At 57.4% G+C, this 23,020-nt stretch carries 26 protein-coding genes; 14 read left to right on the forward strand and 12 right to left on the reverse strand.

Translation table 11 applies throughout. The features are described from left to right. Positions 1-129 precede the first annotated feature (129 nt). The 7 genes from hpt (at position 130) to LHF31_RS02455 (ending at position 4,831) form a co-directional block, all read left to right on the forward strand. Complete coding sequence (gene hpt, locus LHF31_RS02425) at positions 130-693, forward strand: hypoxanthine phosphoribosyltransferase (RefSeq protein WP_298006614.1); 564 nt, start codon at positions 130-132, stop codon at positions 691-693. 12 nt (positions 694-705) lie between these two features. Continuing rightward, positions 706-1,554, forward strand: coding sequence for an aldo/keto reductase (locus LHF31_RS02430; RefSeq protein ID WP_298006617.1), 849 nt, complete (start codon positions 706-708; stop codon positions 1,552-1,554). A gap of 4 nt (positions 1,555-1,558) precedes the next feature. Next, positions 1,559-2,146, forward strand: coding sequence for a GNAT family N-acetyltransferase (locus tag LHF31_RS02435; RefSeq protein WP_298006620.1), 588 nt, complete (start codon positions 1,559-1,561; stop codon positions 2,144-2,146). A gap of 13 nt (positions 2,147-2,159) precedes the next feature. After that, positions 2,160-2,774, forward strand: coding sequence for an HD domain-containing protein (locus LHF31_RS02440; RefSeq protein ID WP_298006623.1), 615 nt, complete (start codon positions 2,160-2,162; stop codon positions 2,772-2,774). Between the two features lie 90 nt (positions 2,775-2,864). Then, on the forward strand, positions 2,865-3,407 hold the full coding sequence (locus LHF31_RS02445; protein ID WP_303773384.1) for a hypothetical protein: 543 nt from the start codon (positions 2,865-2,867) through the stop codon (positions 3,405-3,407). A 137-nt stretch (positions 3,408-3,544) separates the two neighbouring features. Continuing rightward, a complete protein-coding gene (locus LHF31_RS02450; protein WP_298006627.1) occupies positions 3,545-4,603 on the forward strand; it encodes a sulfite exporter TauE/SafE family protein in 1,059 nt (352 codons plus the stop codon). 12 nt (positions 4,604-4,615) lie between these two features. After that, entirely contained in the window at positions 4,616-4,831 is a 216-nt protein-coding gene (locus LHF31_RS02455) for a heavy-metal-associated domain-containing protein (protein WP_298006630.1), read from the forward strand. 46 nt (positions 4,832-4,877) lie between these two features. On the opposite strand, the gene LHF31_RS02460 is transcribed toward LHF31_RS02455, so the two are convergent. From LHF31_RS02460 to LHF31_RS02470, 3 genes are all read right to left on the reverse strand, one after another. Continuing rightward, on the reverse strand, positions 4,878-5,510 hold the full coding sequence (locus LHF31_RS02460) for a histidine phosphatase family protein (RefSeq protein WP_298006633.1): 633 nt from the start codon (positions 5,508-5,510) through the stop codon (positions 4,878-4,880). Then, positions 5,507-6,031 (reverse strand): hypothetical protein, encoded by a 525-nt coding sequence (locus LHF31_RS02465; RefSeq protein WP_298006636.1) that lies wholly within the window; start codon positions 6,029-6,031, stop codon positions 5,507-5,509. Before LHF31_RS02465 ends, LHF31_RS02460 begins: the two co-directional genes overlap by 4 nt. Positions 6,032-6,134: 103 nt before the next feature. After that, positions 6,135-6,326 carry a ferredoxin gene (locus LHF31_RS02470; protein WP_298006639.1) on the reverse strand — a complete coding sequence of 64 codons (192 nt, stop codon included), beginning with the start codon at positions 6,324-6,326 and terminating at the stop codon, positions 6,135-6,137. A 177-nt stretch (positions 6,327-6,503) separates the two neighbouring features. Between LHF31_RS02470 and LHF31_RS02475 the strand changes: the two genes are divergently transcribed. Genes LHF31_RS02475 through LHF31_RS02485 form a run of 3 tightly spaced genes read left to right on the forward strand, consistent with a single transcriptional unit; the run spans position 6,504 to position 9,489 of the window. Continuing rightward, positions 6,504-7,133, forward strand: a complete 630-nt coding sequence (locus LHF31_RS02475; RefSeq protein WP_298006642.1) for a DUF4203 domain-containing protein — start codon at positions 6,504-6,506, stop codon at positions 7,131-7,133. A gap of 30 nt (positions 7,134-7,163) precedes the next feature. Beyond that, entirely contained in the window at positions 7,164-7,982 is an 819-nt protein-coding gene (locus LHF31_RS02480; RefSeq protein WP_298006645.1) for an NYN domain-containing protein, read from the forward strand. A 19-nt stretch (positions 7,983-8,001) separates the two neighbouring features. After that, positions 8,002-9,489, forward strand: a complete 1,488-nt coding sequence (locus tag LHF31_RS02485) for a hypothetical protein (protein ID WP_298006648.1) — start codon at positions 8,002-8,004, stop codon at positions 9,487-9,489. Here the strand turns inward: LHF31_RS02485 and LHF31_RS02490 are convergent. Further along, positions 9,486-11,492: an alpha/beta hydrolase gene (locus LHF31_RS02490; RefSeq protein WP_298006651.1), complete on the reverse strand. Its 2,007-nt coding sequence runs from the start codon at positions 11,490-11,492 to the stop codon at positions 9,486-9,488. The genes LHF31_RS02485 and LHF31_RS02490 overlap by 4 nt on opposite strands. Before the next feature lie 148 nt (positions 11,493-11,640). Here LHF31_RS02490 and LHF31_RS02495 point away from each other — a divergent pair, with 148 nt between their 5' ends. Together LHF31_RS02495 and feoB are read left to right on the forward strand one after the other, a co-directional pair. Then, positions 11,641-12,138 carry a Fur family transcriptional regulator gene (locus tag LHF31_RS02495; RefSeq protein WP_298006654.1) on the forward strand — a complete coding sequence of 166 codons (498 nt, stop codon included), beginning with the start codon at positions 11,641-11,643 and terminating at the stop codon, positions 12,136-12,138. 5 nt (positions 12,139-12,143) lie between these two features. Continuing rightward, a complete protein-coding gene (gene feoB / locus LHF31_RS02500) occupies positions 12,144-14,120 on the forward strand; it encodes a ferrous iron transport protein B (protein WP_298006659.1) in 1,977 nt (658 codons plus the stop codon). On the opposite strand, the gene LHF31_RS02505 is transcribed toward feoB, so the two are convergent. Then, positions 14,097-14,282, reverse strand: a complete 186-nt coding sequence (locus LHF31_RS02505; protein WP_298006662.1) for a hypothetical protein — start codon at positions 14,280-14,282, stop codon at positions 14,097-14,099. The two genes, feoB and LHF31_RS02505, sit on opposite strands and share 24 nt — an antisense overlap. A gap of 29 nt (positions 14,283-14,311) precedes the next feature. On the opposite strand from LHF31_RS02505, the gene LHF31_RS02510 reads away from it, so the two are divergent. Together LHF31_RS02510 and LHF31_RS02515 are read left to right on the forward strand one after the other, a co-directional pair. Beyond that, positions 14,312-14,605 carry a ferrous iron transport protein A gene (locus tag LHF31_RS02510; RefSeq protein WP_298006664.1) on the forward strand — a complete coding sequence of 98 codons (294 nt, stop codon included), beginning with the start codon at positions 14,312-14,314 and terminating at the stop codon, positions 14,603-14,605. 33 nt (positions 14,606-14,638) lie between these two features. Beyond that, positions 14,639-15,562 carry a zinc ribbon domain-containing protein gene (locus LHF31_RS02515; RefSeq protein ID WP_298006667.1) on the forward strand — a complete coding sequence of 308 codons (924 nt, stop codon included), beginning with the start codon at positions 14,639-14,641 and terminating at the stop codon, positions 15,560-15,562. Positions 15,563-15,634: 72 nt separating this feature from the next. Here the strand turns inward: LHF31_RS02515 and LHF31_RS02520 are convergent, their stop codons facing one another. The 7 genes from LHF31_RS02520 to LHF31_RS02550 form a co-directional block, all read right to left on the reverse strand. Then, positions 15,635-16,816 carry a cytochrome b/b6 domain-containing protein gene (locus tag LHF31_RS02520; RefSeq protein ID WP_298006670.1) on the reverse strand — a complete coding sequence of 394 codons (1,182 nt, stop codon included), beginning with the start codon at positions 16,814-16,816 and terminating at the stop codon, positions 15,635-15,637. Positions 16,817-16,820: 4 nt separating this feature from the next. Beyond that, the gene (locus LHF31_RS02525) at positions 16,821-18,020 is read right to left on the reverse strand and encodes a cytochrome c3 family protein (protein WP_298006673.1); all 1,200 of its coding nucleotides are present in this window, start codon (positions 18,018-18,020) and stop codon (positions 16,821-16,823) included. 239 nt (positions 18,021-18,259) lie between these two features. After that, a complete protein-coding gene (locus LHF31_RS02530) occupies positions 18,260-18,766 on the reverse strand; it encodes an Hsp20/alpha crystallin family protein (RefSeq protein WP_298006676.1) in 507 nt (168 codons plus the stop codon). 102 nt (positions 18,767-18,868) lie between these two features. Further along, a complete protein-coding gene (locus LHF31_RS02535; protein WP_298006679.1) occupies positions 18,869-19,279 on the reverse strand; it encodes an Hsp20/alpha crystallin family protein in 411 nt (136 codons plus the stop codon). Between the two features lie 23 nt (positions 19,280-19,302). Next, positions 19,303-19,722, reverse strand: a complete 420-nt coding sequence (locus LHF31_RS02540; RefSeq protein WP_303773392.1) for an Hsp20/alpha crystallin family protein — start codon at positions 19,720-19,722, stop codon at positions 19,303-19,305. A gap of 208 nt (positions 19,723-19,930) precedes the next feature. Then, the gene (add, locus tag LHF31_RS02545; protein WP_298006685.1) at positions 19,931-20,932 is read right to left on the reverse strand and encodes an adenosine deaminase; all 1,002 of its coding nucleotides are present in this window, start codon (positions 20,930-20,932) and stop codon (positions 19,931-19,933) included. A 7-nt stretch (positions 20,933-20,939) separates the two neighbouring features. Continuing rightward, positions 20,940-22,946: a S9 family peptidase gene (locus tag LHF31_RS02550; RefSeq protein WP_298006688.1), complete on the reverse strand. Its 2,007-nt coding sequence runs from the start codon at positions 22,944-22,946 to the stop codon at positions 20,940-20,942. Positions 22,947-23,020 lie beyond the last annotated feature (74 nt).

The raw sequence follows: 23,020 nt of genomic DNA on the forward strand, positions 1-23,020 counted from the left end.
GTATCAGCCAGCGCAAACATAGATTCTATGCCTGTCGAATGTACCAGATGCTATTTTTCACCCACATTCTCAAAATTGTGATAAAAATGAGAACGTTTCCAAAACTCATTTTCCGGGGGCAGTGAAGGCATGGGACTTCCTTACCATTTCCGTTACGACTTTCTGGACCGGGTGCTGATTACACCTGAACAAATTGAACAGCGCGTCGCTGAACTGGGCGAGCAGATCACACAGGATTATCTCGATTCGGAGAAACTGATGCTTCTGGGGCTGTTACGCGGCAGTGTCATGTTCATTACCGACCTGATGCGCCACATCCGCCGCCCGCTCACCATGGACTTCATGGCAGTTTCTTCGTACTCGGGCACCGAATCGACCGGCTTTGTCCGCATTGACCACGACCACAAAGCCAGCATTGCCGGATGGGATGTCATTCTGGTGGATGACATCGTCGACTCGGGGTACACCCTGTGGATGGTGCGGAAACTTTTGTTAGACCGCAACCCACACAGTCTGAAAGTCTGCGCTTTGCTGGATAAACCCGAACGCCATAAGTACCCCATTCCGATTGATTACTGCGGGTTCACCATTCCCGACGAATTTGTGGTAGGCTACGGGCTGGATATTGATGAAAAAGGGCGCAATCTGCCCTATATTGCTTCAGTAGATTTAAAGAAATATCGCAAGGAATAGGAGGACACAACCATGGCACCGCTTAATCTACAATCCACCATCCGGATGAACAACGGCGTGGAAATTCCGCGCTTTGGATTGGGTACATTCCAATCCAAAAAGGGAGAAGAGACCTACAACGCCGTGCGTTGGGCTCTGGAAATCGGTTACCGCCACATTGACACCGCCGCTGTGTACGGCAACGAAGAAGACGTGGGGCGCGCCATTGCCGACAGCGGTATTCCCCGCGAGGACATCTTCATCGTTACCAAAGTATGGAACGACGATCAGGGCTATGAGAACACCTTCCGGGCGCTGGAAGCCTCCCTGCGCCGTCTCAAGACCGATTACGTCGATCTCTACCTAGTGCACTGGCCCGTCAAAGGCTTGCGTCACGAGACCTGGAAAGCCATGGTCGAAATTTACAAACAGGGTAAAGCCCGTTCGGTGGGGGTGAGCAACTACACCATCCGCCATCTGGAAGAATTGCTTCCCAATACCGAACTGGTGCCCGCCGCCAACCAGATCGAGTTCAGCCCCTTCCTGTACCGCAAAGCCCTGCTGGATTACTGCGTTGCCCACGGGATTGTGGTGGAAGCCTACAGTCCGCTGGCGCGTGCGCGCAAACTGGAAGACCCGCGCCTGGTTGCCATGGCGCAAAAGTACGGTAAAACGCCCGCCCAGATTGCCCTGCGCTGGGCAATCCAGCACGATCTGGTCGTCATCCCCAAATCGGTGCGCCGGGAACGCATTCTGGAAAACGCCAGCATCTTCGATTTTGAACTGAGCCCGGAAGATATGGCGGAAATGGACACCTGGAACGAGGATTACTGGACCATTTCCGAATCCTTCCATCCCGAACGCTCACCGCGCTGGGAGTAGCCATATGAACGCCCCGCAGGACTCCGCTTACACCTTTCACCTGCTCACCCCCGAACGCTGGACAGATTTTGAGCGTCTGTTCGGTGCGCACGGGGCATACGCCGGGTGCTGGTGCATGTTCTGGTTCCTGCGGGGCTCCGACTTCACCCGTGGGCAGTGCGACCCCAACCGCCTGGCGATGAAAGCCCGCGTCGAGGCAGGGCTTACCCCGGGCATGCTTGCCTACCTGGGAGATGAGCCAGTGGGGTGGTGTGCGTTTGGACCGCGTGAGCAATACCCGCGCCTGCTAGCCTCGCGCACCCTCAAACCTGTAGATGATGCACCCGTCTGGTCGATCGTGTGCTTTTATGTGGCAAAGGAACATCGAAAGCGCGGGGTCAGCAAAGCCCTGCTGAGGGCAGTTATCGAAGAAGTCCGGCGGCGCGGCGGAACCTTCGTGGAAGGGTACCCCAGCCCATCCACCGGCGAAGGACGTCCCGATCCTTTTGTTTATCTGGGGCTGGAAGCGGCATTCCGCGAGGTCGGCTTTGTGGAAGTCGCCCGCCCCACCCCCAGACGGCTCATCATGCGGTACTCGATTCAACACCCCTGAAGGGAGACCTCCCATGGAATGGAAAACTGAACTGGACAAAGAGTTGCTGGAGCGCCTGGAAAATTTACCGGCGCTCCGGGCGTTTTATCAGATTCAACACCTCAAGCACCTGTACCGCCAGGGATGGTTAAAGGCAGGTGTACCGCGCGAACGCTGTGAAACAGTTGCCGATCACATTTTCGGGGTTGCCATGCTGTGCTGGCTGCTGGTGGAAGCGGGCGCCGCGCCATCAGTCAACCTTGACCGTGCCCTGCGCATGGCGCTGATCCACGAACTGGGAGAGATCTACGCCGGGGACCTGACTCCCTCGGACGCCATCCCGTTGGATGAAAAACATGCCCGCGAACGGCAGTCGCTGGAGCGTGTGCTGGAGGGCGTGCAAGGCACCGAAGACATCCGCGCCCTGTGGGAGGAATTTGAAACGGGAGAATCCCCCGAGGCGCGTCTGGTGCGCCAGGCGGATCGGCTGGAAATGGCACTGCAGGCAGTGACCTACGCCCGCGAGGGAGCGCTGAAGCGCCCCGGGGCATTTTTCCAGTCGGCACGCCAGGCCCTTGCCGATGCGCAATTGCTCCTCTGGATGGAGATTGCCAGCACCGCGCTCATCCCCGACACCGGAAGGGAATAACCCTCGGGGAATTTCCTCAGAGCATGGCGCCTCTCTCCTGATTGGATATAATACAAATAAACTACAGATATCCATTTTTGAGGTAAAGCCATGAAAAACCTTCCCGCATGGATGATCGTCTTGTTGATTCTGGCAACCCTGAGCGCCTGCCTTCCCACTCAGACGGCATCCCCCACCCCCAACGTGGATGCTACGATTGCCGCAGGCGTGGCAACCAGACTGGCGGAACTTCAGCCCACCCAGGACATCCCTGCCACAGTCAGCGCCCAACAAACCCAGTTTGCCCAGTTCCAGCCCACTCAGGCACCTACACAACCGCCAGTCACCCCAACCCCTGCACTGAGCGATGAAGAAGCCCTGCGCCAGGCTCTGCTGGCGTACCTCGGCTGGCAGGAAAACGAACTGATCTTCTCGCTGGGAAAAATCGAAAACGGCATGGCACGGGGCGGGGTTAAGCGCGCCGGGGAGGAAAGCGGCGCGGGCTGGTTTGCCGGAAAACAGCCTGACGGCACCTGGGTAATTGTGCATGTTGGTCAGGGAGTTCCCTACTGCGCGGATATTGCCCCCTTCCCCTTCCCCACCGACTGGATTTCCCACTGCGTGGATGCTTCCGGCAACACCGTGCAACGGTAAAAGTCCTTCTCCCACTGGCTGAAAAACATCCCGTTGGCAAAATTGTCTTGAAAAAGGTGAGGCTTTTCCCTTTTCCTGCAGGGGATAGCAGGTATAATGTAACTTGACTATTTATATCGCTTTACAGGAAAGGCACGATGGAATCTCTCTGGGTAGCCTTTGTAACCGGTCTGACCACCGGTGGATTGAGTTGTATGGCTGTGCAGGGCGGGTTGCTCGCCTCTTCGCTCGCCGGGCAACTGGAAAAGGATCTTTCCCGGCAGGCGTCTCAAAAGAAGAAAACGCACCCGTCTGCCCCATCCCGTCATTCGGCTGTGGTGTTTCCCATTCTGGCGTTCCTGCTGGCAAAATTAACGGCATACACCCTGCTGGGTGCACTTCTCGGCGCGCTGGGCTCGCTGTTTGAATTGACTCCTGAACTGCGCGCCATCCTGCTGTTTGGAGTGGGTGTGTTCATGCTCGGCAACGCCCTGCGCATGCTGAACGTTCACCCTATGTTTCGTTACTTTACCTTTGAACCCCCGCAAGCCGTCCGACGCTGGTTGCGGCGCACCTCCCGCGAGGAGAACCGCTGGTTTACCCCGCTGATGCTGGGAGCGCTCACCGTGCTCATCCCCTGCGGGGTGACGCAGACAATGATGGCGCTGGCGGTGGGAACGGGCTCCGCCGCGCAGGGAGCGGCGCTCCTGTTCGCCTTTACGCTGGGAACCAGTCCGGTGTTTTTCGGGCTGGCATATCTGGCAACTTCGCTGGGAACGCGCCTGGAGAAGCACTTCAACCGGGTGGCGGCTGTCCTGCTGATCATCCTGGCGCTGGTCTCGGTAAACTCGGGTTTGAATCTGGTTGGCTCACCGCTCTCCGCCGAAGCCCTCAGCCGCAACGCCCTGCAAGCCCTCAACCCCCCGGCGCCCGGTCAGATTGCCGACGCCAGCAACACCCTGACCCTCCAGGTGCGCGATGATGGCTACTTTCCCGCCGAACTGACCGCCCGCGCCGGTGAGCCGGTGACTCTTAAACTGGTCACCGACAACACCTTTTCCTGCTCGCGGGCATTCCTCATCCCCGCGCTCAAGGTTCAACGGCTCCTGCCCGCCACCGGCACCGAGGTGGTGGAAATCCCCCCGCAAAAGCCGGGCACTACCCTGCATTTTACCTGCTCGATGGGTATGTTCACCGGCGTCATCACCTTCAACTGACCGGGAGGCAGTATGGCCAAACAACGCTTTTCCGTCCCCGATATGCACTGCTCTGCGTGTGTGATGCGCCTGGAAAGTCTGGAAGATGAACTGCCGGGCGTGAAACAGGTCAAAGCCAGTTTCCACAGGCAGGAAATGGAAGTGGAGTACGACGAATCCCACCTGACCCTGGATGCCCTGCTGAACGCCATCCAGAAAAAGGGCTACCACCCCCAGCCACTGGATTGAATTTCTCCAGCCGCCTCATTACCCCGCCTTCGGGCGGGGTATTTTTTCAGGATGAAGGTTCGTCCAGTCCGTGGCGCAGTTCAAAGAAATGCCAGACGTTTGCCTGCGGATCGTAAGCCGTGCGGGCGAATCCCAGATCACCAAAGTGAAATGCCACCCCCTGACGATTGCCCCACGGGGGCACGCCACAAATCGCCCGCAGGGTCATGGAGAGAATGCCGCCGTGCGCCACCACCAGCGTGCGCGGCGCTCCCCGGCGTATCACTTCCTCCAGCGCTCCAGCGGCGCGGAGGAAGACTTGCCACTCGCTTTCCCCGGTTGGAGTGATGCTTTCATACGGGTTGCGGAAGGCTGGACGCGGGTAAAGGCGCTCGGCTTCCTGCGGAGTCAGCCCCGCCAGCCCACCGGTGTTGGTTTCCATCCACAAATCCGAAACCTCCAGCGGAAGGTTAAGCACCTCACAAACGATTTCAGCGGTGCGGCGCGCTCGCTGAAGTGTGCTGGCAATTACCCGGTCAAAGGTGAAGCCCGTCTCTTTCCATTCACGGGCGCGGCGGTAGGCTTGCGCTTCTCCCACCGCAGTGAGCGGGGAATCGTAGCGTCCCTCGTACACGCCCTCATCATCAGCACGGGAACGTCCATGGCGCAACAGGGTAAGCGCTATCAGGGTGGGGCTCATCGGACAGAGTCCTTTCGGCGCATGAACCAGAACAGCGCGGCAAGCATGACTGCCACCAGACCGGCTTCCACCAGCACCCCTTTGCGTTCGGCGCGCCAATCAGGCAGGCGATTGAGTTCTTTCACCACCGGAACCCGGTTCAACAGGTCATGCAGTCCTTCGTTCAGCACGGGCTTCTCCCAGCCGGGAATGGCACGACCGGTGCGGCGGGAAATTCCCCGCACCACCCAGTCCAGATCGGGCAAAGCGGCGCACAGCATGGCAAACGCATGCCGGGGAGCCAGCGCCAGCACGGTTGCCCAGGTGAAGATCGGCAGTACCCGCTGATGATAGCCTTTCCAGAAGGCATCATCCAGCGGTTCCGGCGGATGGTAGGTGGCTTTTGCCAGTTTGTCCAGCACACCGTGAGAAAGGTACGCCAGCCCGCCTGTAGTGAGGATACGCGCCCAGCCCGGCAGGCGCACGCGCGCCAGGGCTTCGTCAATCAATGCGCCAGCGATCAAATGCGTTGGTAACTGCACCGGCTTCCTCCCGCAAGAAAATGACTGAAATGATTATAGTCGATTCTCAAAAACGAAAAGACCGCCCCATGCTGGAGCGGTCTTTTCTTCGAGGAGGTACTGCCTATTCTTCGATGGAGATAGCCTGTTCGGGGCAGGCATCCATGGCTTCGCGGACATTGGCTTCCTCTTCAGGAGGCACCACGTCCACCAGCACTACAGCAATGCCGTCATCTTCCAGTTTGAAAACATTCGGGGCAATCGTTTCGCATACCCCACATCCCATGCACAAATCGCGATCAACAAAGGTTTTCATTATTCCCTCTTTTCAGGTGAATTTTATTCAATTATACAGCAGTTGTGAAAATTCACACAATAAAAACCGGAATTTCTCATGATTTTTTAAGATCGTAAATTGGCGGTTGCCTAATCCTGTGTTCCCCCTTAAAATAAAGAGGGAACCAGGTGATTTTCGCCGAAGGAGGGATACCTGATGATTACACCCATGGGCGTCATCTTGATTGTGGTGGGGATAATCGTATGCTTTTCGGGGTACAGCATGTTCCGCTCCATGCTCCCGCTGTGGGGGTTCATTCTGGGCGGTTTTGTCGCCATGAACCTTGCCCCGCTGGTGATTAAAGTGCCGGAAGCCCAGCGTCTCTTTCTCGATATTGGCAGTTTTGTGCTGGGGGGGGTGCTGGGAGCGGTGCTGGCATCTCCGCTGTATTACGTGACCATTTTCGCCTCTGGCGCAGCAATGGGAGCGCTCTCGGGGATGGTGTTTGGCGCCTACCTGCAAATCTCCGGAGGGGAAATTTCGGTGCAGGCGCTCTCACGGCTGGCGGCAATGACCTTCCCTCCGCGGGTCGAGACAGCGGTTCAGGTTTTCCTGATGGTCGCCCTGGGGTTAATCATTGGCGCGGCGGCACTGAGTTTCCAGAAGTTTATGATCACCGCTTCCACTGCCTTCCTCGGCTCGGCGGCAGTGGTGAGCGGGTTTACCGGCACCATCACTCAAGCCCTGCAGGGCAGTGGTTCGCAGGGGGTCTGGATGATGGTTGGCTGGTTGTTGCTGGGCATGCTGGGAATGTTTATTCAGTTCCGCATGCGAGACGAGACTTAATATTTTTAGAAATGGAGAAACCCATAGCACATGGATTCTGAGCAAACTGCTCTTCGCTCTCGAAGAATAGCCATGCTGATTGACGGAGATAACGCCCAGCCCTCGCTGATTGGCGACATGCTGGCGGAAACCAGCAAATACGGCACGGTCATCATCCGGCGCATTTACGGAGACTGGACAACCGCCAACATGAACGGCTGGAAAGAAGTGCTGCAAACCTACGCCATCCAGCCCATTCAACAGTTCCGTTACACCATCGGCAAGAACGCCACCGACAGTGCCATGATCATTGACGCCATGGATATCCTCTACGAAGACCGCGTGGAGGGGTTCTGCCTGGTGTCCAGCGATTCGGACTACACCCGCCTGGCAACCCGCATCCGCGAGAAGGGCATCTTCGTGATGGGTATTGGCAAATCCACCACGCCGCGGGCATTTGTCAACGCCTGCGATGTGTTTGTCTTTACCGAAAACCTGCAGAAGAAAAACCTGCCTGCTCCCAAACCGCGTGCGCAAAGCGCCAGCGCTTCCCGTAAAAAGACGGAAAAGAACGGCAAGAGCGAGAAGCCAGAAGAGAAATCTTCTGCTCCGGTGGAAAATGAGACCCTGGCAAACCTGCCGCTGGACCTGCTCCGTCAGGCTTACGACCTTGCCGTAGGGGATGACGGCTGGGCGTTTCTGGGATTGATGGGTACGCACCTGCGCCAGTTAGACCCCAGTTTTGACCCGCGCACCTACGGCTTCAAACAGTTGTCCATGCTCATCAAAGCCCTGCCCGACGTGTTTGAAACCAAAGTGGGAAAACGCGGCGACGGCACCTTCAACGTGTACGTGCGTCTGAAAGAATAACCTCTGTAAAAAAACCTGCATGCCTGCCCCCACTCTCCCCAGCGATGAACGCGACGCGGCGCGATGGGTTGCCGTGGTGGTGGGCGTGCTGATTTTTTTAATGGCGGCGCGCACCCCGCTGGATAGCGACCTGTGGTGGCATTTGCGCACCGGCGAAGAAACCCTGCAAAGCGGAAAGCCTGTTCTCACCGATATATTTTCCTTCACCCGTTACGGAAGCCCGTGGATCAATCACTCGTGGCTGGGACAGGTGGTGCTGGCAGGGCTGTACCGGCTGGGCGGCTACACCGCCCTCACTGTACTGGTGGCTGGACTGGCTACTTTAAGTTTGATGCTGGTGTACCGGCAGATGAGCGCCCCGCCGTTGTGGCGGGCAGTCGTGGTCATTCTTGCCGGGCTGGTGTGTGCCCCGCTGTGGACTGCCCGTCCGCAGTTGTTCTCGCTGGCGTTGTTTGCCCTGCTGCTCGTCCTCCTGCCGGCATTCCGCACCGAACGGCTTTCCCCTTACCTCGTCCTGCCGCCCCTGTTTGCGGTGTGGTCGAATCTGCACGGCGGCTATGCGCTGGGTTTTTTGCTTTTAGGCGCCACACTTGCCGGTCAGGTGATGGACCGCTGGCTTACCCCCGAACACGCCCCTTCATGGCGCGGGATCGCCCGTCTGGCGGGAGCCAGTGCGCTGGGATTTCTGGCAGTGGCGCTCAACCCCAACGGCATCAACATGTGGAAAATCCCGTTTCAGACGGTGGGCGTGCAAATCCTGCGGCAAGCCATCTCCGAATGGGCTTCGCCGGATTTCCATGACCTGACTCAACAACCCTTCCTGTGGATGCTGGCGGGCATCCTGCTGACGCTGGGTATTTCCAGACAACGGCGCCCCGCCGAAACGCTTCTGCCTGTACTGCTCTTTACCGCCATGGGGCTGATGGCGCGGCGCAATTTTGCCCCATTTGCGCTGGCGGCGGCGCCCCTGCTTGCCTCTGCGGGGTGGGAAGCCCTGCAAACTGCCTTTGCCCCACTCTCACCTCATCTCAAGCGGTACTCGGGGGCGTCGCGCCCTGTGCGGGCATCACTCCGGCGGAGCATTAACCTGACCAGCGTGGGACTGCTGGCATTTGCCGCCTTTCTCAAAGCCGGGCTGGTCAGCCACCCGGCGCTGGTCGAGGGCGCAATCCGTCAGTATTATCCGGCAGACGCCGTGGCATGGATGGAACAGCATCACCCCACCGGGAATCTCTTCAACGAATACGCCTGGGGCGGTTACCTGATCTGGCGCCTGCCGCAGGTTCCCGTCTTTGTGGATGGGCGCACAGATTTATACGGCGATGACCTGCTGAAAGAATGGCTGACTCTCGTCAATGCCGGAGAGGACTGGCAAAACCTGCTGGAAAAGCATGGCATCCGTCTGGCGCTGATCTCTCCCGATGCACCGCTGAGGCACGCCCTGAAACAGGCAGGCTGGCAGGAGCAGTATGCCGACCCGATTGCGGTGATTCTGGCAAAGCCCTAAATGCCAGCAAACAGCATCCCCCACCATGCCAGCACCCCCAGCGCCGCCAGTGCAGAGATCGCCAGCAGGACGAAATACCCCCTGGTCCACCATCGCCAGCGCCGCCATGCCACCGGGATGAAACCCACCAGAGCGAGGCTCACACCCAGCATCAGCAAAGGAATCAGGAAAATCGGACGCGCCGTGTCGGGCATCCCCAGCAGGATGAGGGGGTTGTTATTCGACACCAGAACGCCCAGCGCCACCACCAGACCCGCCAGGAAAAGCCAGAGCAACGCGCCACTCATCAATCCCGAAGCCGTTGCCAGATAGTGGGAGAGCGGCGCCACCCCTGCCGGGATACTGCGCAAACGGCGAATCAGCCACCCCAGCGGATACACCACCCACAGTGTAAGCAGGAACACCGCCGCTGTCCCCAGAATGAGTGCGGGAAGCAGCAGGCGCTGATCCAGATTGAGCAGATTTGAGATCACCGGAAGGGAAATGTACTCTCGCGGGGTGACAAAATCCATGCGCTGATTCGCCAGACAGGACGCATCCGGCTCTCGATCGGGGTCTTTCACAAATTCCAGCATGATCTGATTGGCACAGTCATTGGAGGAAAACGCGCCGTGCCCGGTATTGGGAAAGGTGAAGGAATAAACACGGCGCAAATACTTTGCAACCATCTCGCCATACTCCGGCGGGGTGATGGGGTCAAAACGACCGTTAAAAATCAGAGTAGGAATATCACTGCTCACCGGCTCTTCCGCCTCACTGCCCAGCGGAGACACCCCCCAGTCCTGACACAGTTTCAGGAAAGCGCGGTTAGACACATCCACATCCTTGCGCAGTTCCGGACGGATGCGGCTGTAATCGTAGCGGTTCAAATCTGCCCGACCGTCTTCAGAACAAACCACCGAATGGTACATGCCATACGCCATAGTACGGTCAAAGACAAGAATGGAGAAGATGCGCTCCACCAGCCCGTAATGGCCCTGTTCGGTTTCTCGGATCATCGCCGGCAGAATGGGCAACAGTTCGGTGGCATAAAGCGTCTGGAAGAGCAGTGAAATCATGCTGTCGCCATCCAGCAATGCGGGATAGGACTGCATGGATTGATCGTCTTTGAGGATGATGGTAACCGGTTGTTTTTCCAGACGCTCCACCAGATCGAAGAAGCGCTTTTCCAGATCGGGATAACCCTGCTGACATTCCGGATCACTGGCACAGGCGTTGAAAAATTCATTAAAGGCGCGGTCCTGCGAAAACGGCGCTTCCAGGTTGAAGTTGCCCTGCAATGGCACCACCGCGTCAAGGATGACACTGCGCAGGGCTTCAGGATGCTCGCGCATGAGGTGCTGTGCCAGCAGAGTGCCGTAAGAAACCCCGTAGAAGTGAATCTTCTCGTACCCCAGCGCCTCGCGCAGGGCATTGACATCGTGAGCGTTTTCAACGCTGTTATAGGCGGAGAGGTTCACTCCCTCGCGGGTTAAGCGTTCCCGGCAAGCCATTGCCGACTCATAGTAGCGCTTTTCGGATTCCTCGGCTGTTACATCAACCGGCAACAGGTCAATACCTTCCTGAAAAATTTCCTCACAAAAGAGGAACGGCTGAGAGTACAGCGTCCCGCGCTGATCAAAGAGGATCAGAGTAAAATGCTCCCGCAAAGGGCTTTCGGGTAAAACCTGAGTGTAATAATCAATGGTCGATCCACCCGGACCGCCCTGCGCAAACACAATGGGATCCGGCTCCGGGGTCCCAGTCGGATGGAAAATCACCACCGCAAGGCGCAGGGTGTTGCCCTGAGGGTCTTCATAGCGCTCCGGCACAATCAGCCACCCGCAGGTGAGATCCGTCCCTGCAACCATTCCCGGCGGCACCGGCATAGGACAATCCCCGCTCTCAAAGCGGGGCACCTGCTCCCCGCCGGGCGCGGGAGCCTGCGCCTGCACCGGAAGTACCAACGCCGGCACCACTAACGCAATGAAAACAACCCATAATGCCCTTCGCCAAATGTTCATTTTTCCTCCGATTTTGTGACAATTATACCTTCTTGCCATGACAGGAAACACTTACCAGACCCGAAATCAGGAGTAAAATATCTCTAATTGATGCAAATTGTTTGCAATAATTTATTGCAAAACATTTGCAATAGACAGGAAACAGGCTATGGACACACTCGTTCAACAGGTTGCCACGCGATTGCGCGACGAAGGCGGAAGAATGACCAGCCAGCGCCGCCTGATTCTGCAGGCGCTGGAAGAACTGGGCGGTCACCCCACCGCCGAGGAGATTTTCCGGCATGTCTCCCGACAGTCACCGGGAATTAATCTTTCGACGGTGTACCGCACGCTCAACTGGCTGGAAGAAAACGGCTTTATTGCGCCGCGCTGGTTTGAGGAAGAACGCCGTCGGGAACGCTTTGAGCCGGCAGTGCAGATAGCCCGCTCCCACCATCCCACCCCGTTCCACTTTCGCTGTCGCTCATGCAACCGCATTCTGGAATTTGCAGACCCGCGGATGGAAGAAATTGTGGCGCAATTCGAGCGGCGCAGCGGTGCGCGAGTAAAAGACGTGGAATTGACCCTGTACGGGTTGTGTCAGACCTGTGCAAAAACAGAGTCTCTTTCTGGAACTTCACCTCATCACGAAGGGTTTATCAGGTAATCGCTATGGAACATTGCCAACCCAGTTCTGCTATACCGGTTACACCCTCAGGGAACACCATTGCGCTGGTCGGGAATCCCAATGTGGGCAAATCGGTGCTTTTTCACCGCCTGACCGGGCAGTACGTCATCGTATCCAACTATCCGGGCACAACCGTTGAAATCACCCAGGGCGCTCTGCGGGAGTTGCCCGGCGTGATGGTGCTGGACACACCCGGCATCGTCAGTTTTCCCGCCCAGAGCGAGGACGAAGCCGTTACAGCGCGTGTCCTGCTTAACGAGCCTTTGCGGGCGGTGCTTCAGGTGGGCGATGCCAAGAACCTGCGCCGCACCCTGCACCTGGCGGTGCAGTTAGCCGAGATGCGCCGTCCGCAGGTGCTGGCGCTGAACATGATGGACGAAGCCCGGCAACGCGGTTTGAAACTGGAGTGCGCTCACCTTGCGGATGCGCTGGGCATTCCGGTGGTGAGCACGGTTGCCACACAGGGAAAAGGCATGGACGATTTGCTCGCCGCCGTCCAGCATGCTGCCATTTCCCCCCTGCAACTGGAATACCCCCCCGCCATTGAGCAGTTTCTCAAACAGGCTGAAGGGCTGTTTCCCCCCGCTTATATTGCTCCGCGCGCGCTGGGCTTGCTCTTCCTGAGCGAAGACCCGGCTGTGGAAGCCTGGTTGAGTGAAAAAGCCGCGCCAGAGACGATCGAAACCCTGCGGCGTCTGCGACGCGAGACGGCAGAAACCCTGGGAGATACCCCTTTCAGCGTGATTCTGCAAACCCGCGAAGCCTTTATCGCTCAGGTGGCAGAACGCGCCCTGCAGATCAGTGAAGAACAGACGTTCAGCCTCGCCATGGAACTGAGCCATTTGAGCACACATCCCCTGTGGGGCATTCCGGTACTGGCGCTGATTCTGTACGCCATGTACTGGTTTGTGGGCGTGTTCGGTGCGGGCACGCTGGTAGGCTTGCTGGAAGAAAACCTGTTCGGCAACATCATCAACCCGTGGGTGGTCGAACACATTCAGCGCTGGATCCCGTGGCAATTTTTGAGCGATTTGCTGGTGGGCGAGTACGGGCTGTGGACGATGGGCGTGACCTATGCCTTTGCCCTGCTCCTGCCGGTGGTCACCACCTTCTTCATCGCTTTTGGCATTCTGGAAGATTCGGGATACCTGCCGCGCATGGCAGTACTGAGTAACCGTTTCTTCAGCCGCATGGGATTGAACGGGCAAGCCGTCCTGCCGATGATTCTCGGGCTGGGCTGTGTCACCATGGCAACCATGACCACCCGCATCCTGCCCACGCGAAGAGAACGGGTGCTGGCGACCATCCTGCTGGCACTTGCCATCCCCTGCTCGGCGCAGTTGGGCGTGGTGATGGGCATGCTCGCCAATGTGTCCTTCAGCGCGGCGCTTATCTGGACGGGCATCATCCTGCTGGTGCTGATGGCAGTGGGCTGGCTTGCCGCCCGCCTGATGCCCGGAGAACGCAACCCGCTGGTGATCGAACTGCCGCCCCTGCGCTTCCCGGTATTGAGCAACGTGCTGGTGAAGACCGCCGCGCGGCTGGAGTGGTACATCAAAGAAGCCGTGCCGCTCTTCCTGCTGGGCACTCTGCTGCTGTTTGTGCTGGATAAAGCCCATTTGCTCCCCGCCATCATTCACGGGCTGGAGCCCATCGTCACGGGCTGGCTGGGCTTGCCGCCTCAGGCTGCCGCATCCTTCCTGCTGGGATTGATGCGCCGCGACTTTGCCGCCACCGAACTCTTTATGATGCAATCTCAGGGCTTGCTGAACCCCGTTCAGACGGTGGTGTCAATCGTTACCATCACGCTCTTTGTGCCCTGCATTGCCAGCATCTTCATGCTGTTCAAAGAACGCGGCACCAGAATCACGCTGGGCATTCTGGCATTCGTCTTCCCCTTCGCCATTCTGGTCGGTGGGTTACTGTACCGTTTGCTGTTACTGGCAGGCTGGAATGGATAATTCACACTGGATCACCTGCTCGGTTTGCGGATTTCGCTTCTCACCGGAGGAACATCCGGGCTGTGCCGCCTGCCCTCTGCACGAGGGATGCCAGACGGTTTGCTGTCCCAACTGCGGCACCAGCCAGATCAATCCCGAACGTTCCAGTCTGGCACGTTTCATTAAAAACCTCATCACCAAAAAGGAGCATCATGCCTCGTCATCCGCTTCTTCAACCCAATCATAGACGCCACCGTTACCGCCATGGCAATCTCCTGACCCTTGCAGATGTCTTTCCGGGTAAGCGCGCCCTCATTGCCGGGCTGGGAGACCTGCCAGCCGAGCAAATTCACCGTTTACAGGCATACGGCATCCTTCCGGGGCGGCTGGTGCGCGTGCTGATGAATCGCCCAATGATTATCGTTCAGGTAGAACAGACCGAACTGGCGCTGGAAGAAAGCATTGCCCGGCAGATTTTCATCGCTCAGGAAAACAACCTGATATAATCCACGCAAATCTGTTTGTACGACGGAGGCTCCATGCGCTACCGTGTAATGCTCCTGCTTACCCTGCTGATGTTGTTGATTTCGTCATTCCCGGCGCAGGCGCAGGATGAGACCATCCGCTTCCAGAATGTGGAAGTGCTCCTCTGGCCCGAGTACGACCGCGAGCGCAGTGTGCTGGTCATCTACCGCATCACCCTGGGTGGGGATGTGAAACTGCCCGCCGAGATCACCCTTCCCATGCCCGCCGCCGCCAGAACCCCGCACGCGGTTGCCGAACAAAACGAAAACGGGCTGTTCAACGTGGAATATACCCTTTCGCCAGTACAAAACAATATCATCTGGGTGAAGTTGCTGGCAACCGTGCCGCAAATCCATCTGGAATACTACGATCCCACACTGGAGATCAACAACGCCAGCCGTACGTACCGTTTTCAATATCTCATGCCCTACCCCACCGATAATCTGGTGCTGGAAATTCAACGACCGCGCACAGCCACAAGCCTGGTTCTTGATCCGCCCGGCGGGACCTCTCAGCAGGGCACCGATGGGTTGACCTATCACGGCGTGGTGGTGGGCGAGGTCAAAGCCAGCCTGCCGGTGAATTTAAAGATCACCTACCAGAAGAGCGACGATGAATTAACCCAGCCCAACACCTTTGAGCCGGTTGCGCCTGCCGAGCCCATCAGCGAAACGACTCCCGGAAAACTGCGTGTCACCGAGGTGATTCCGTGGGCGGTGGGCGGACTGGGACTGATCATGGTCCTCGCCGCAGGCTGGATGTTCCTGAAAGCCCGCAAAGAGAGCGAGACCACGCCGGGGCGACGGCATAAACCCGCCGGAACGGTAAAATCAGCGTCCTCAGCGAGCGAAGCCCTGTACTGCCCGCAGTGTGGCAAGCGTGCCGCTCCCGGTGATTTGTTTTGCCGAGCCTGTGGCACCCGCCTGCCGCGCGGATAACGCCGCACCTTCTTTGGAAACGAAAAATCCCCGAACCGTTGAATGGTTCGGGGATTTTTTTGAGCAGGTATTTTACTTTTCCGGCGCGCCGGACTGAATCCACTCGATGACCTTCTGCAACTCGTCATCGGTAAATTTACCCGGATGTTTGCCGCCCTGAACGGTCTGCACCAGTAAACTCCCCTGAGCGTCGCCGGGCAGGATTGCCGCGCCGCTCTTACCACCTCTCATCGCGTCCGCATAATTCTTGAGATTCAACCCTCCCAGCGAGCCATGGCAGGAACCACAACGCGCCACCATGATTTTACCAATGGAACCTTCCCAGGTCAGCGCGCCTGTGGGAGCGGCTTCTGTGGTGGGTTGCGGTTGCGGCGTCTCCGTGGGCAGAACAGTCGGCAGGGGCGTGGGCGAACGCAGGACAATCACCTGGCTTGCCTCTTCCGGACGGGGAATGGTGGTAATGGAGGTCTGCTCGAAGGTGATGAAGTAAATCACCCCGGCGGTGAGTGCCAGCCCCACCACGCTGGCAATGGGCACGTAAATGCGCATGCGTTTGCGAATCACCTCAGGCGCAGGGCGCGGGGGAAGCGCGCCGCGTTCAATCTGTTCCAGTTCGAGGGCATGCTCTTCTTCCATTTCCTCACGGGAGAGAGTGCCTTTGATCATGGACCAGTTCCAGTGTTTGATGTGCACGTTGTAAAAGTGCCAGAGGATGATCGCCAGCACCGCCAGAATGGCTTCCGCGCCGTGCGCCGCTTTTGCGGCAGGAATCACCACGCCGGGCAGGACGCGGCTGGTGGCAATCGGGTTCCAGAGCATGAAGCCGGTAAGCGCCATGATCACCAGTCCCCATACCATTGCCCAGTACTCCATCTTTTCCATGAAGTTGTAGCGCGGCATTTTGGGGCGCTCTTTGCGCAAACCGATATTGAAAAGGAACCACTGAATGGCATCCTGCGCGTCCTTGATGCCCGGCAACATGCTGGGCTCGACCCGCAAGACGTACAGTTTATATCCCATCACCACCAGATGATAGATGGCTTGCAGACAGAAGACCGTCGCCGCCACACGGTGGACAATGCGGATGGACTCAATTCCGCCAAAAGCGGCAATGATCGCCTGTGAGATGTCCGAGAAGAAGAACTTCTGCGGTAAGCCGGTCAGCGCCAGCAGGGTGAAAGAGAGAATCAGCACAAAGTGCTCAATCCGCTGGGCAATATTAAAGCGTTGATACGTTTTGGTTTGCTCGCTCATCTCTCTACTCCTCCTTGCCGGTTTCTTGGGCCGCTTCTGATGGCTCCGGAGTCTGCGGCGGTTCTGCAGCAGGTTGAACCGGTTGAGCAGGCTTGCGGCGGCTCAAAGCGCGGCGCACCCGGTAGAAAATATCGCTGGCTACAAAGACCGCCATTCCGCCCAGCACCAGCGGGATGAAAATCTTGTAGAACAGATTGACATAGTACACCAGCGGGAACTTCTCGCGGTCAGGACGGTAATGGCTCATCCACGAATCGGGGAAGTTTTCGGTGGCATCGGGGTGGCACTTCTGGCAGGCTTTCAGCATGTTTTGTTTCATGCCCAGTCCGACCATCGGGTCGTCCACGTCTCCGATGTTGTGAACGCCATGGCAGTCATAACACACTGCCTTGTTCGTCTGTTGATCGGGTGAGATGCGCTCGAACAGAGTGACCGTGGAACCGTGGAAGTCTGCCACATAGGTGTTGTACACATCCGTGGAGAGACCGTATTTGTTCATGATCTCCGGGTTGCTGTGGCACTCTCCACACATCTTGGGCGAAGCCAGGCGGAACTGAGTGGTGGTCGGGTCTTCAATGACATGCAGTCCATGGCAGGTAATGCACACCGGCACATCGGGGTTGCCTTCTCGGGCGGCTTTTCCATGCACCGACTGGCTGTACTCCTGATAGATGCCGAAGTGGCATTGCGAGCATACTTCCGGCGACTTGCCCAATTCTTCGGGAATGAGGTTGCCCTGTTCGTCTTTAACCTGCGCCTGTGTGTGCGGGTTATGGCAATCAATGCAGGTTGGCGCCAGTTCATTACCGCTCTCGAAGGCGCGCCGATGGACGCTATCCAGTTCGTACTTGTCGGCGTGGCACACTTTACAGGTATTCTGATACTGCTTGCGGTACGCCCGTAAACTGGACAAATCCTTCGCCGGATGCGGATACCCGAACATGTCGGAGTGGCACATGGCACAGGCTACTCCGTTTTTGGCGTGTACAGATTTGCCGTACTCCTCGGGCAGGATGGTCACATACAGTTGTTCGCCGTTGTCCAGCGTCAGGATCTGTCCCGGGGTCTGGTGACAGGCGAGACAGACCTCATTTCCGGGCAGAGACTCCTGCGATAGAGAGACGGCGTGTGCAACGGAAGACAGGGTTACCAGCAGAAAACCTGCCAGCAACAGAGCCATCCATGGTTTGGCGAAAGGTTTCATCACCGGTACTCCATCCTTTTGGAAGAATTTCCTGCTCACTCTCTCATTAAAAGAAAGTGAGAGGCTGGATTAATTATATATTAAACAGGGACTTGTCTATACTTAGAGGGAAGTTTGACGAGAAAAAATGTGACCAATGACGCAGGGTTTATCCAATTCATCATCCCGACATTGATTTTAAAGTGGAAAAACCTCCGTTATGCGGAGGTCTTTCCCAAACGCGACGTACCGTTATTTTTTCAACCGCGCTGGACCGGAATGCGCTTACCGATGACTTCCGGACGGGTAGACTTGGGCAAAACAACCGTCAATTCCCCCTTCTTGTAGGTTGCCGTAATCTTGTCCTCCTCTACCTCACAGGGCATCTCGATATCACGTCGGAAGGATCCGTAAGTGCGTTCGATCCGATGATAGCGGCGGTCTTTTTCTTCTTTTTCCGCGCGTTTCTCGCCCTTGATGGTGAGGATGCCATCCTTGAACGAGACTTCAACGTCGTTCTCGTCCATGCCCGGCACCTCAGCCGTTACGACGATTTCCTTGTCATTCTCGCTCACGTCCACCCGCGGGAAGAACGCTCCCATGCGCTCCAGCAAGCGCGGTCGGAGTGAGAAGAGCGGTTCATCGAAGAACTCTTCCATCATGCGATCCATCTCGTCACGCAGGGTGAGGAAGAGATCTTCCTCGCGCCGGCGGGGAGCCAGCGCCCGTTCTTCGCGTTTCCAGGGAAGTAAATCTGTGATTGCCATAGACTCACCTCCTCTTTTCACGCGCCGCGGCTCCTTCATCAGGTGCCGCGAGTGCGGGATTATATCACCAATCGAGATACTGTCAAGTGTTTTTCTCTATTTTTATCCGGCTTTGACCGCAATCTTGGTAGGCTTTGCCGCACCGGCTTTGGGCAGGCGCAGGTACAGCGTGCCGTTTTTGACGCGGGCTTCAATGTGTTCGCGGTCAATCTCATCCGACAGGGCGAAGGAGCGTTCAAAATCGCCTTCGCCGTACTCGGCGTACGCCAGCGTGTAGTTTTCGGGGCGCTCAAAGGTCGGATAGGCTTTGATGGTCAGCACGTTCTTTTCCAGCATGATATCCACATTCTTTTCATCCACGCCCGGCAGATCCATCACCAGCACCAGATCATCGCGGGTTTCGTAGATATCGGTGCGGGGCAGATACACGCGGCGTTCGCGAATGCGTTCGGTTTTCTCCTCAGCCAGCGGAGTTTCCTTCTTGATTTCGATCGATTTGGTCTCTTCTGCCATATGCCACCTCCTCCCGCTTCATCTTATGCCGATTTGACGGTGATCTTGCGCGGTTTGTCGGCTTCGGCGCGCGGCAAAACGATCTTCAAAATACCGTTCTCGTACGACGCCGTTACCTTATCCGCATTCACCGGGAAAGCCAGCTGGATCGAGCGGCTGAACTTCCCGCACACCCGTTCGCGGCGATGATAGCGAATATCATCCTTGGGATCTTCAGGTTTGCGCTCGCCGCTGATGGTCAGCACATCGTTGACCACGCTGATGTCCAGGTCTTTCGGATCCACGCCCGGCACTTCCACGGTGACAATTTCCGCCTCGTCATTCGTCCAGGCATTGATGGCGGGGAACACGGTCGAAACACGCCCGGTTTCAGGCAGGAATGCCTGCATCAAGCGCTCCATCTCACGTTGCATGCGGTTCATCTCTTCCCAGATGCTCGGCATGGTATATCTCCGGTAGATCATACGACCCTCCTTCCATTCAGGGTGAATGTTTCATTCCTGATTACGCCTCGAATTGTAAGAGGAATGTATTAACAATCCATCAAAGAATTATTGGAGTTTTGTTAAATTCAAAAAAAACGGGAGGGCGTGTACCCTCCCGTAAAAGGCTGTCTTCTTTCCAGACAGCCCCAGCAAACACCTTTTTTCCTTATTCCGCCTGACAACTTTTCATCAGGGCTTGCTTTTCTGCCGGAGTGAGGAACGCCACCTCCAGGGCATTGCGTTGCAACTGACGAATCTGTTCGGGGGTCAGCCCGGCGGCAGGCGCGGCAACGGTGTACTCATACGGCAGGTTAATGCCACTGATGCCGGGATCATCGCTGTTGAGGGTGGCGCGGATGCCGCGCTCCACAAACTGGCGCACGGGGTGCCCGGCATAAGACGGGGCGGTGGTGGTCTGTACGTTGCTGGTCAGATTCACTTCCACGCCAGTACCGCGCTCCGCCAGAACATCCATCAGTGCGGGATCTTCGGGGGCATGGACGGCATGACCGATGCGCTCAGCGCCCAGTTCGTGCAGGGCTTGCCAGATGCTTTCGGCGCCAGCAGCCTCTCCAGCGTGCACGGTAACGTGCAAACCGACATCACGCACGGCTTTAAAATGCTCCACAAACAGACTGCCCGGAAAACGGGCTTCGTCGCCTGCCAGATCCACCGCCACAAACGCCTCGCGGCGGGCAAGGATGGCGCGCAGTTCCTTCCAGCAGGCATCCACGCCATAGGTGCGGCTGAGAATGCCAATCAGGTTCACCCTGACGCCGGTCTTCTGGCAACCGGCGCGCACCCCATCCACCACCGCATCAATCACTTCCACCGGGTCCAGATGATGCGGCTCTGCCATGAAGAGCGGAGAAAAGCGCAATTCGGCGTAATGCACCCCTTCGCGCTGCAGGTCTTCCACATTCTCAAAAGCAATCCGCCGGACAGCATCGGCATTGACCATCACGCCGGTCATCCACTCAAATCGGGCAATAAACGCCATGATGCCGGGCTGGGCTTCGCTGACCTGCACATACGGGCGCAAACGCTCCACGTCCCATGCCGGCAGGTTGAGACCATGCTGACGACCCAGGTCCAGAATCGTCTCCAGACGCACACAGCCATCCAGATGGCGGTGCAAATCAATCAGCGGAAGGTCAGGAGCAATCATGCCGGGATTAACTCTCCTGCAGGTACTTCTTGAACCAGCGGGCAATGTGATTCAGACGCAGGATACGCCGGTCGGTGCGCCCATTGCGCGAAAGCCCGTGAAACTCCTCGGGGAAACGCACCATTTCGGTTTCCACGCCCAGCCGTTTGAGCGCCACAAACACCTGCTCGCCCTGCTCGATGGGACAGCGCAGGTCCATCTCATTATGCAGAACCAGCGTAGGAGTGCGCGCATTGCCAATGTAGGAAATGGGCGAGCGCTCCCAGTAGTACTGAAGCGCCTCAAAGGGCGGTTGATTGTTCAATTCTTTCTGGAAATGCCAGTTGAAATCGCTCGACCCCCACATGGAGATGAAATTGCTCACACACCGCTGGGTCACGGCGGCTTTGAAGCGCTGCGTGTGTCCAATGATCCACACCGTCATGTAACCGCCGTAACTGCCGCCGGTAACCCCCATGCGGGTGGTGTCAATGTAGGGCAATTGCGACACATAATCCGCCCATGCCATCAGGTCGGCATAATCGCGATCGCCCCAGTTGCCGTGAATGGCGCCCGCATGCGCCTCGCCGTATCCGCGCCCACCCCGCGGATTGCAGAAGTACACTACAAACCCCTGCGACGCCAGATAGTAAAACTCGTGCATGAAGAGTTTGCCATACTGGGTGAGGGGACCGCCGTGGATTTCCATGATCGAAGGGTACTTACGGTCAGGATCAAAACCGGGCGGTTTCAAAATCCAGCCCTGCAGGTCATTATTGTCGGGACCTTTGAACCACACTTCTTCGATTTCGCCCAGATCTACACGGTCGAGGATCTCGCGGTTGAAGCGGGTCAGGGTGCGCAGATTGCCGGTGCGGAAGTTGTACACAGCAATTTGACCGGGGTCGGAAAAGGTGCCGTAGATTCCCGCCATGCGCTCCCCCTGCACATCCACTGTGTGAGAGTGGAACACGCCGCCCTCGCCAATGAGCGTCTCCAGTTGAGTGCCGTCACGGCGAATGCGCATCATTAAACTGGAGCCATGCCGGACAATCGGGAAGATGAGGCTTTCACCGTCCTGGCTCCACACCGGTCGGTTGGTTGCCGCCGAGCCAATATCGTTAATTGTCCAGGAACTGACGTGCAGGTCGTATTTCTCCGTCAGGTTGACGGCTGGCTGTGAGCCATCTACCGGTACCACCCACAGCCCTTCATTGCGGAAGCCCTCATCCACGCCTTCCTGAGCGTAATACGCCAGAAACCTGCCGTCGGGAGAGAAGCGCAGAGAAGACTTGTTGCCGGGCGGGGCAGGCAGTTTGCGCGCTTCGCCGCCGCGCGCGGGCATGATGAAAATATCGTCCAGTTCCGGGCTGGAATCGGGGTCTGGACTGTGATTGGAAATGAAGGCAATCCACTGACCATCCGGGGACCAGGCGGGGTATACCTCATCCCAGACAGGATGATCGGTGAGTTGAATGGCTCTGCCGGTGCCGGCATCCATCACCCAGAGATGCCAGCGCTCTCTGGGCAGATAACCATAACCATCCAGTTTGTAAAACAGACGTTCCACATGGCGCTGAGGGGTGCTGAGCGATTTGCGGTCGGGGTCTTTGCGGCGCTGGAGCACTTCCTCATCGGTCTTGCGCACGGTCAAAAGCAGTTTCCTGCCATCCGGCGACCAGAGGATTTCGCCAATCTCCCCCTCGATCTGCCCCAGCGGACGCGCTTCACCGCCGCCAAAGGGGATGACAAAGAGAGCGGGCGGCTTTTCTTTATCCAGCCGGTTGGAAAGGAAGGCAATTTTGTTTCCATCCGGCGACCAGACGGGATGCCCATCGCTGTGATCGCCCACGGTAAACTGGAAAGCGTTACCGCCGCGGGTAGGCACAACCCACAGGTTGGTGTACTTCTTCTCATTCTTGCGGTCCACACGCTGAACCGAAAAGACGACATGCTCACCGTCCGGCGAAATTTGCGGATCGGAAAGCACCTGAAAACGATACAAATCTTCTGCGGTGATGAGACGTTTTGCCATGGTGAATCCTTAATCCAGAAATATATGGGGAAATGTGCTTTCATTGTACTCCGAATCCGGGCGAGTGTTTGATT

This window comes from Anaerolinea thermophila, from assembly GCF_020723905.1.
GTDB lineage: Bacteria > Chloroflexota > Anaerolineae > Anaerolineales > Anaerolineaceae > Anaerolinea > Anaerolinea thermophila_A.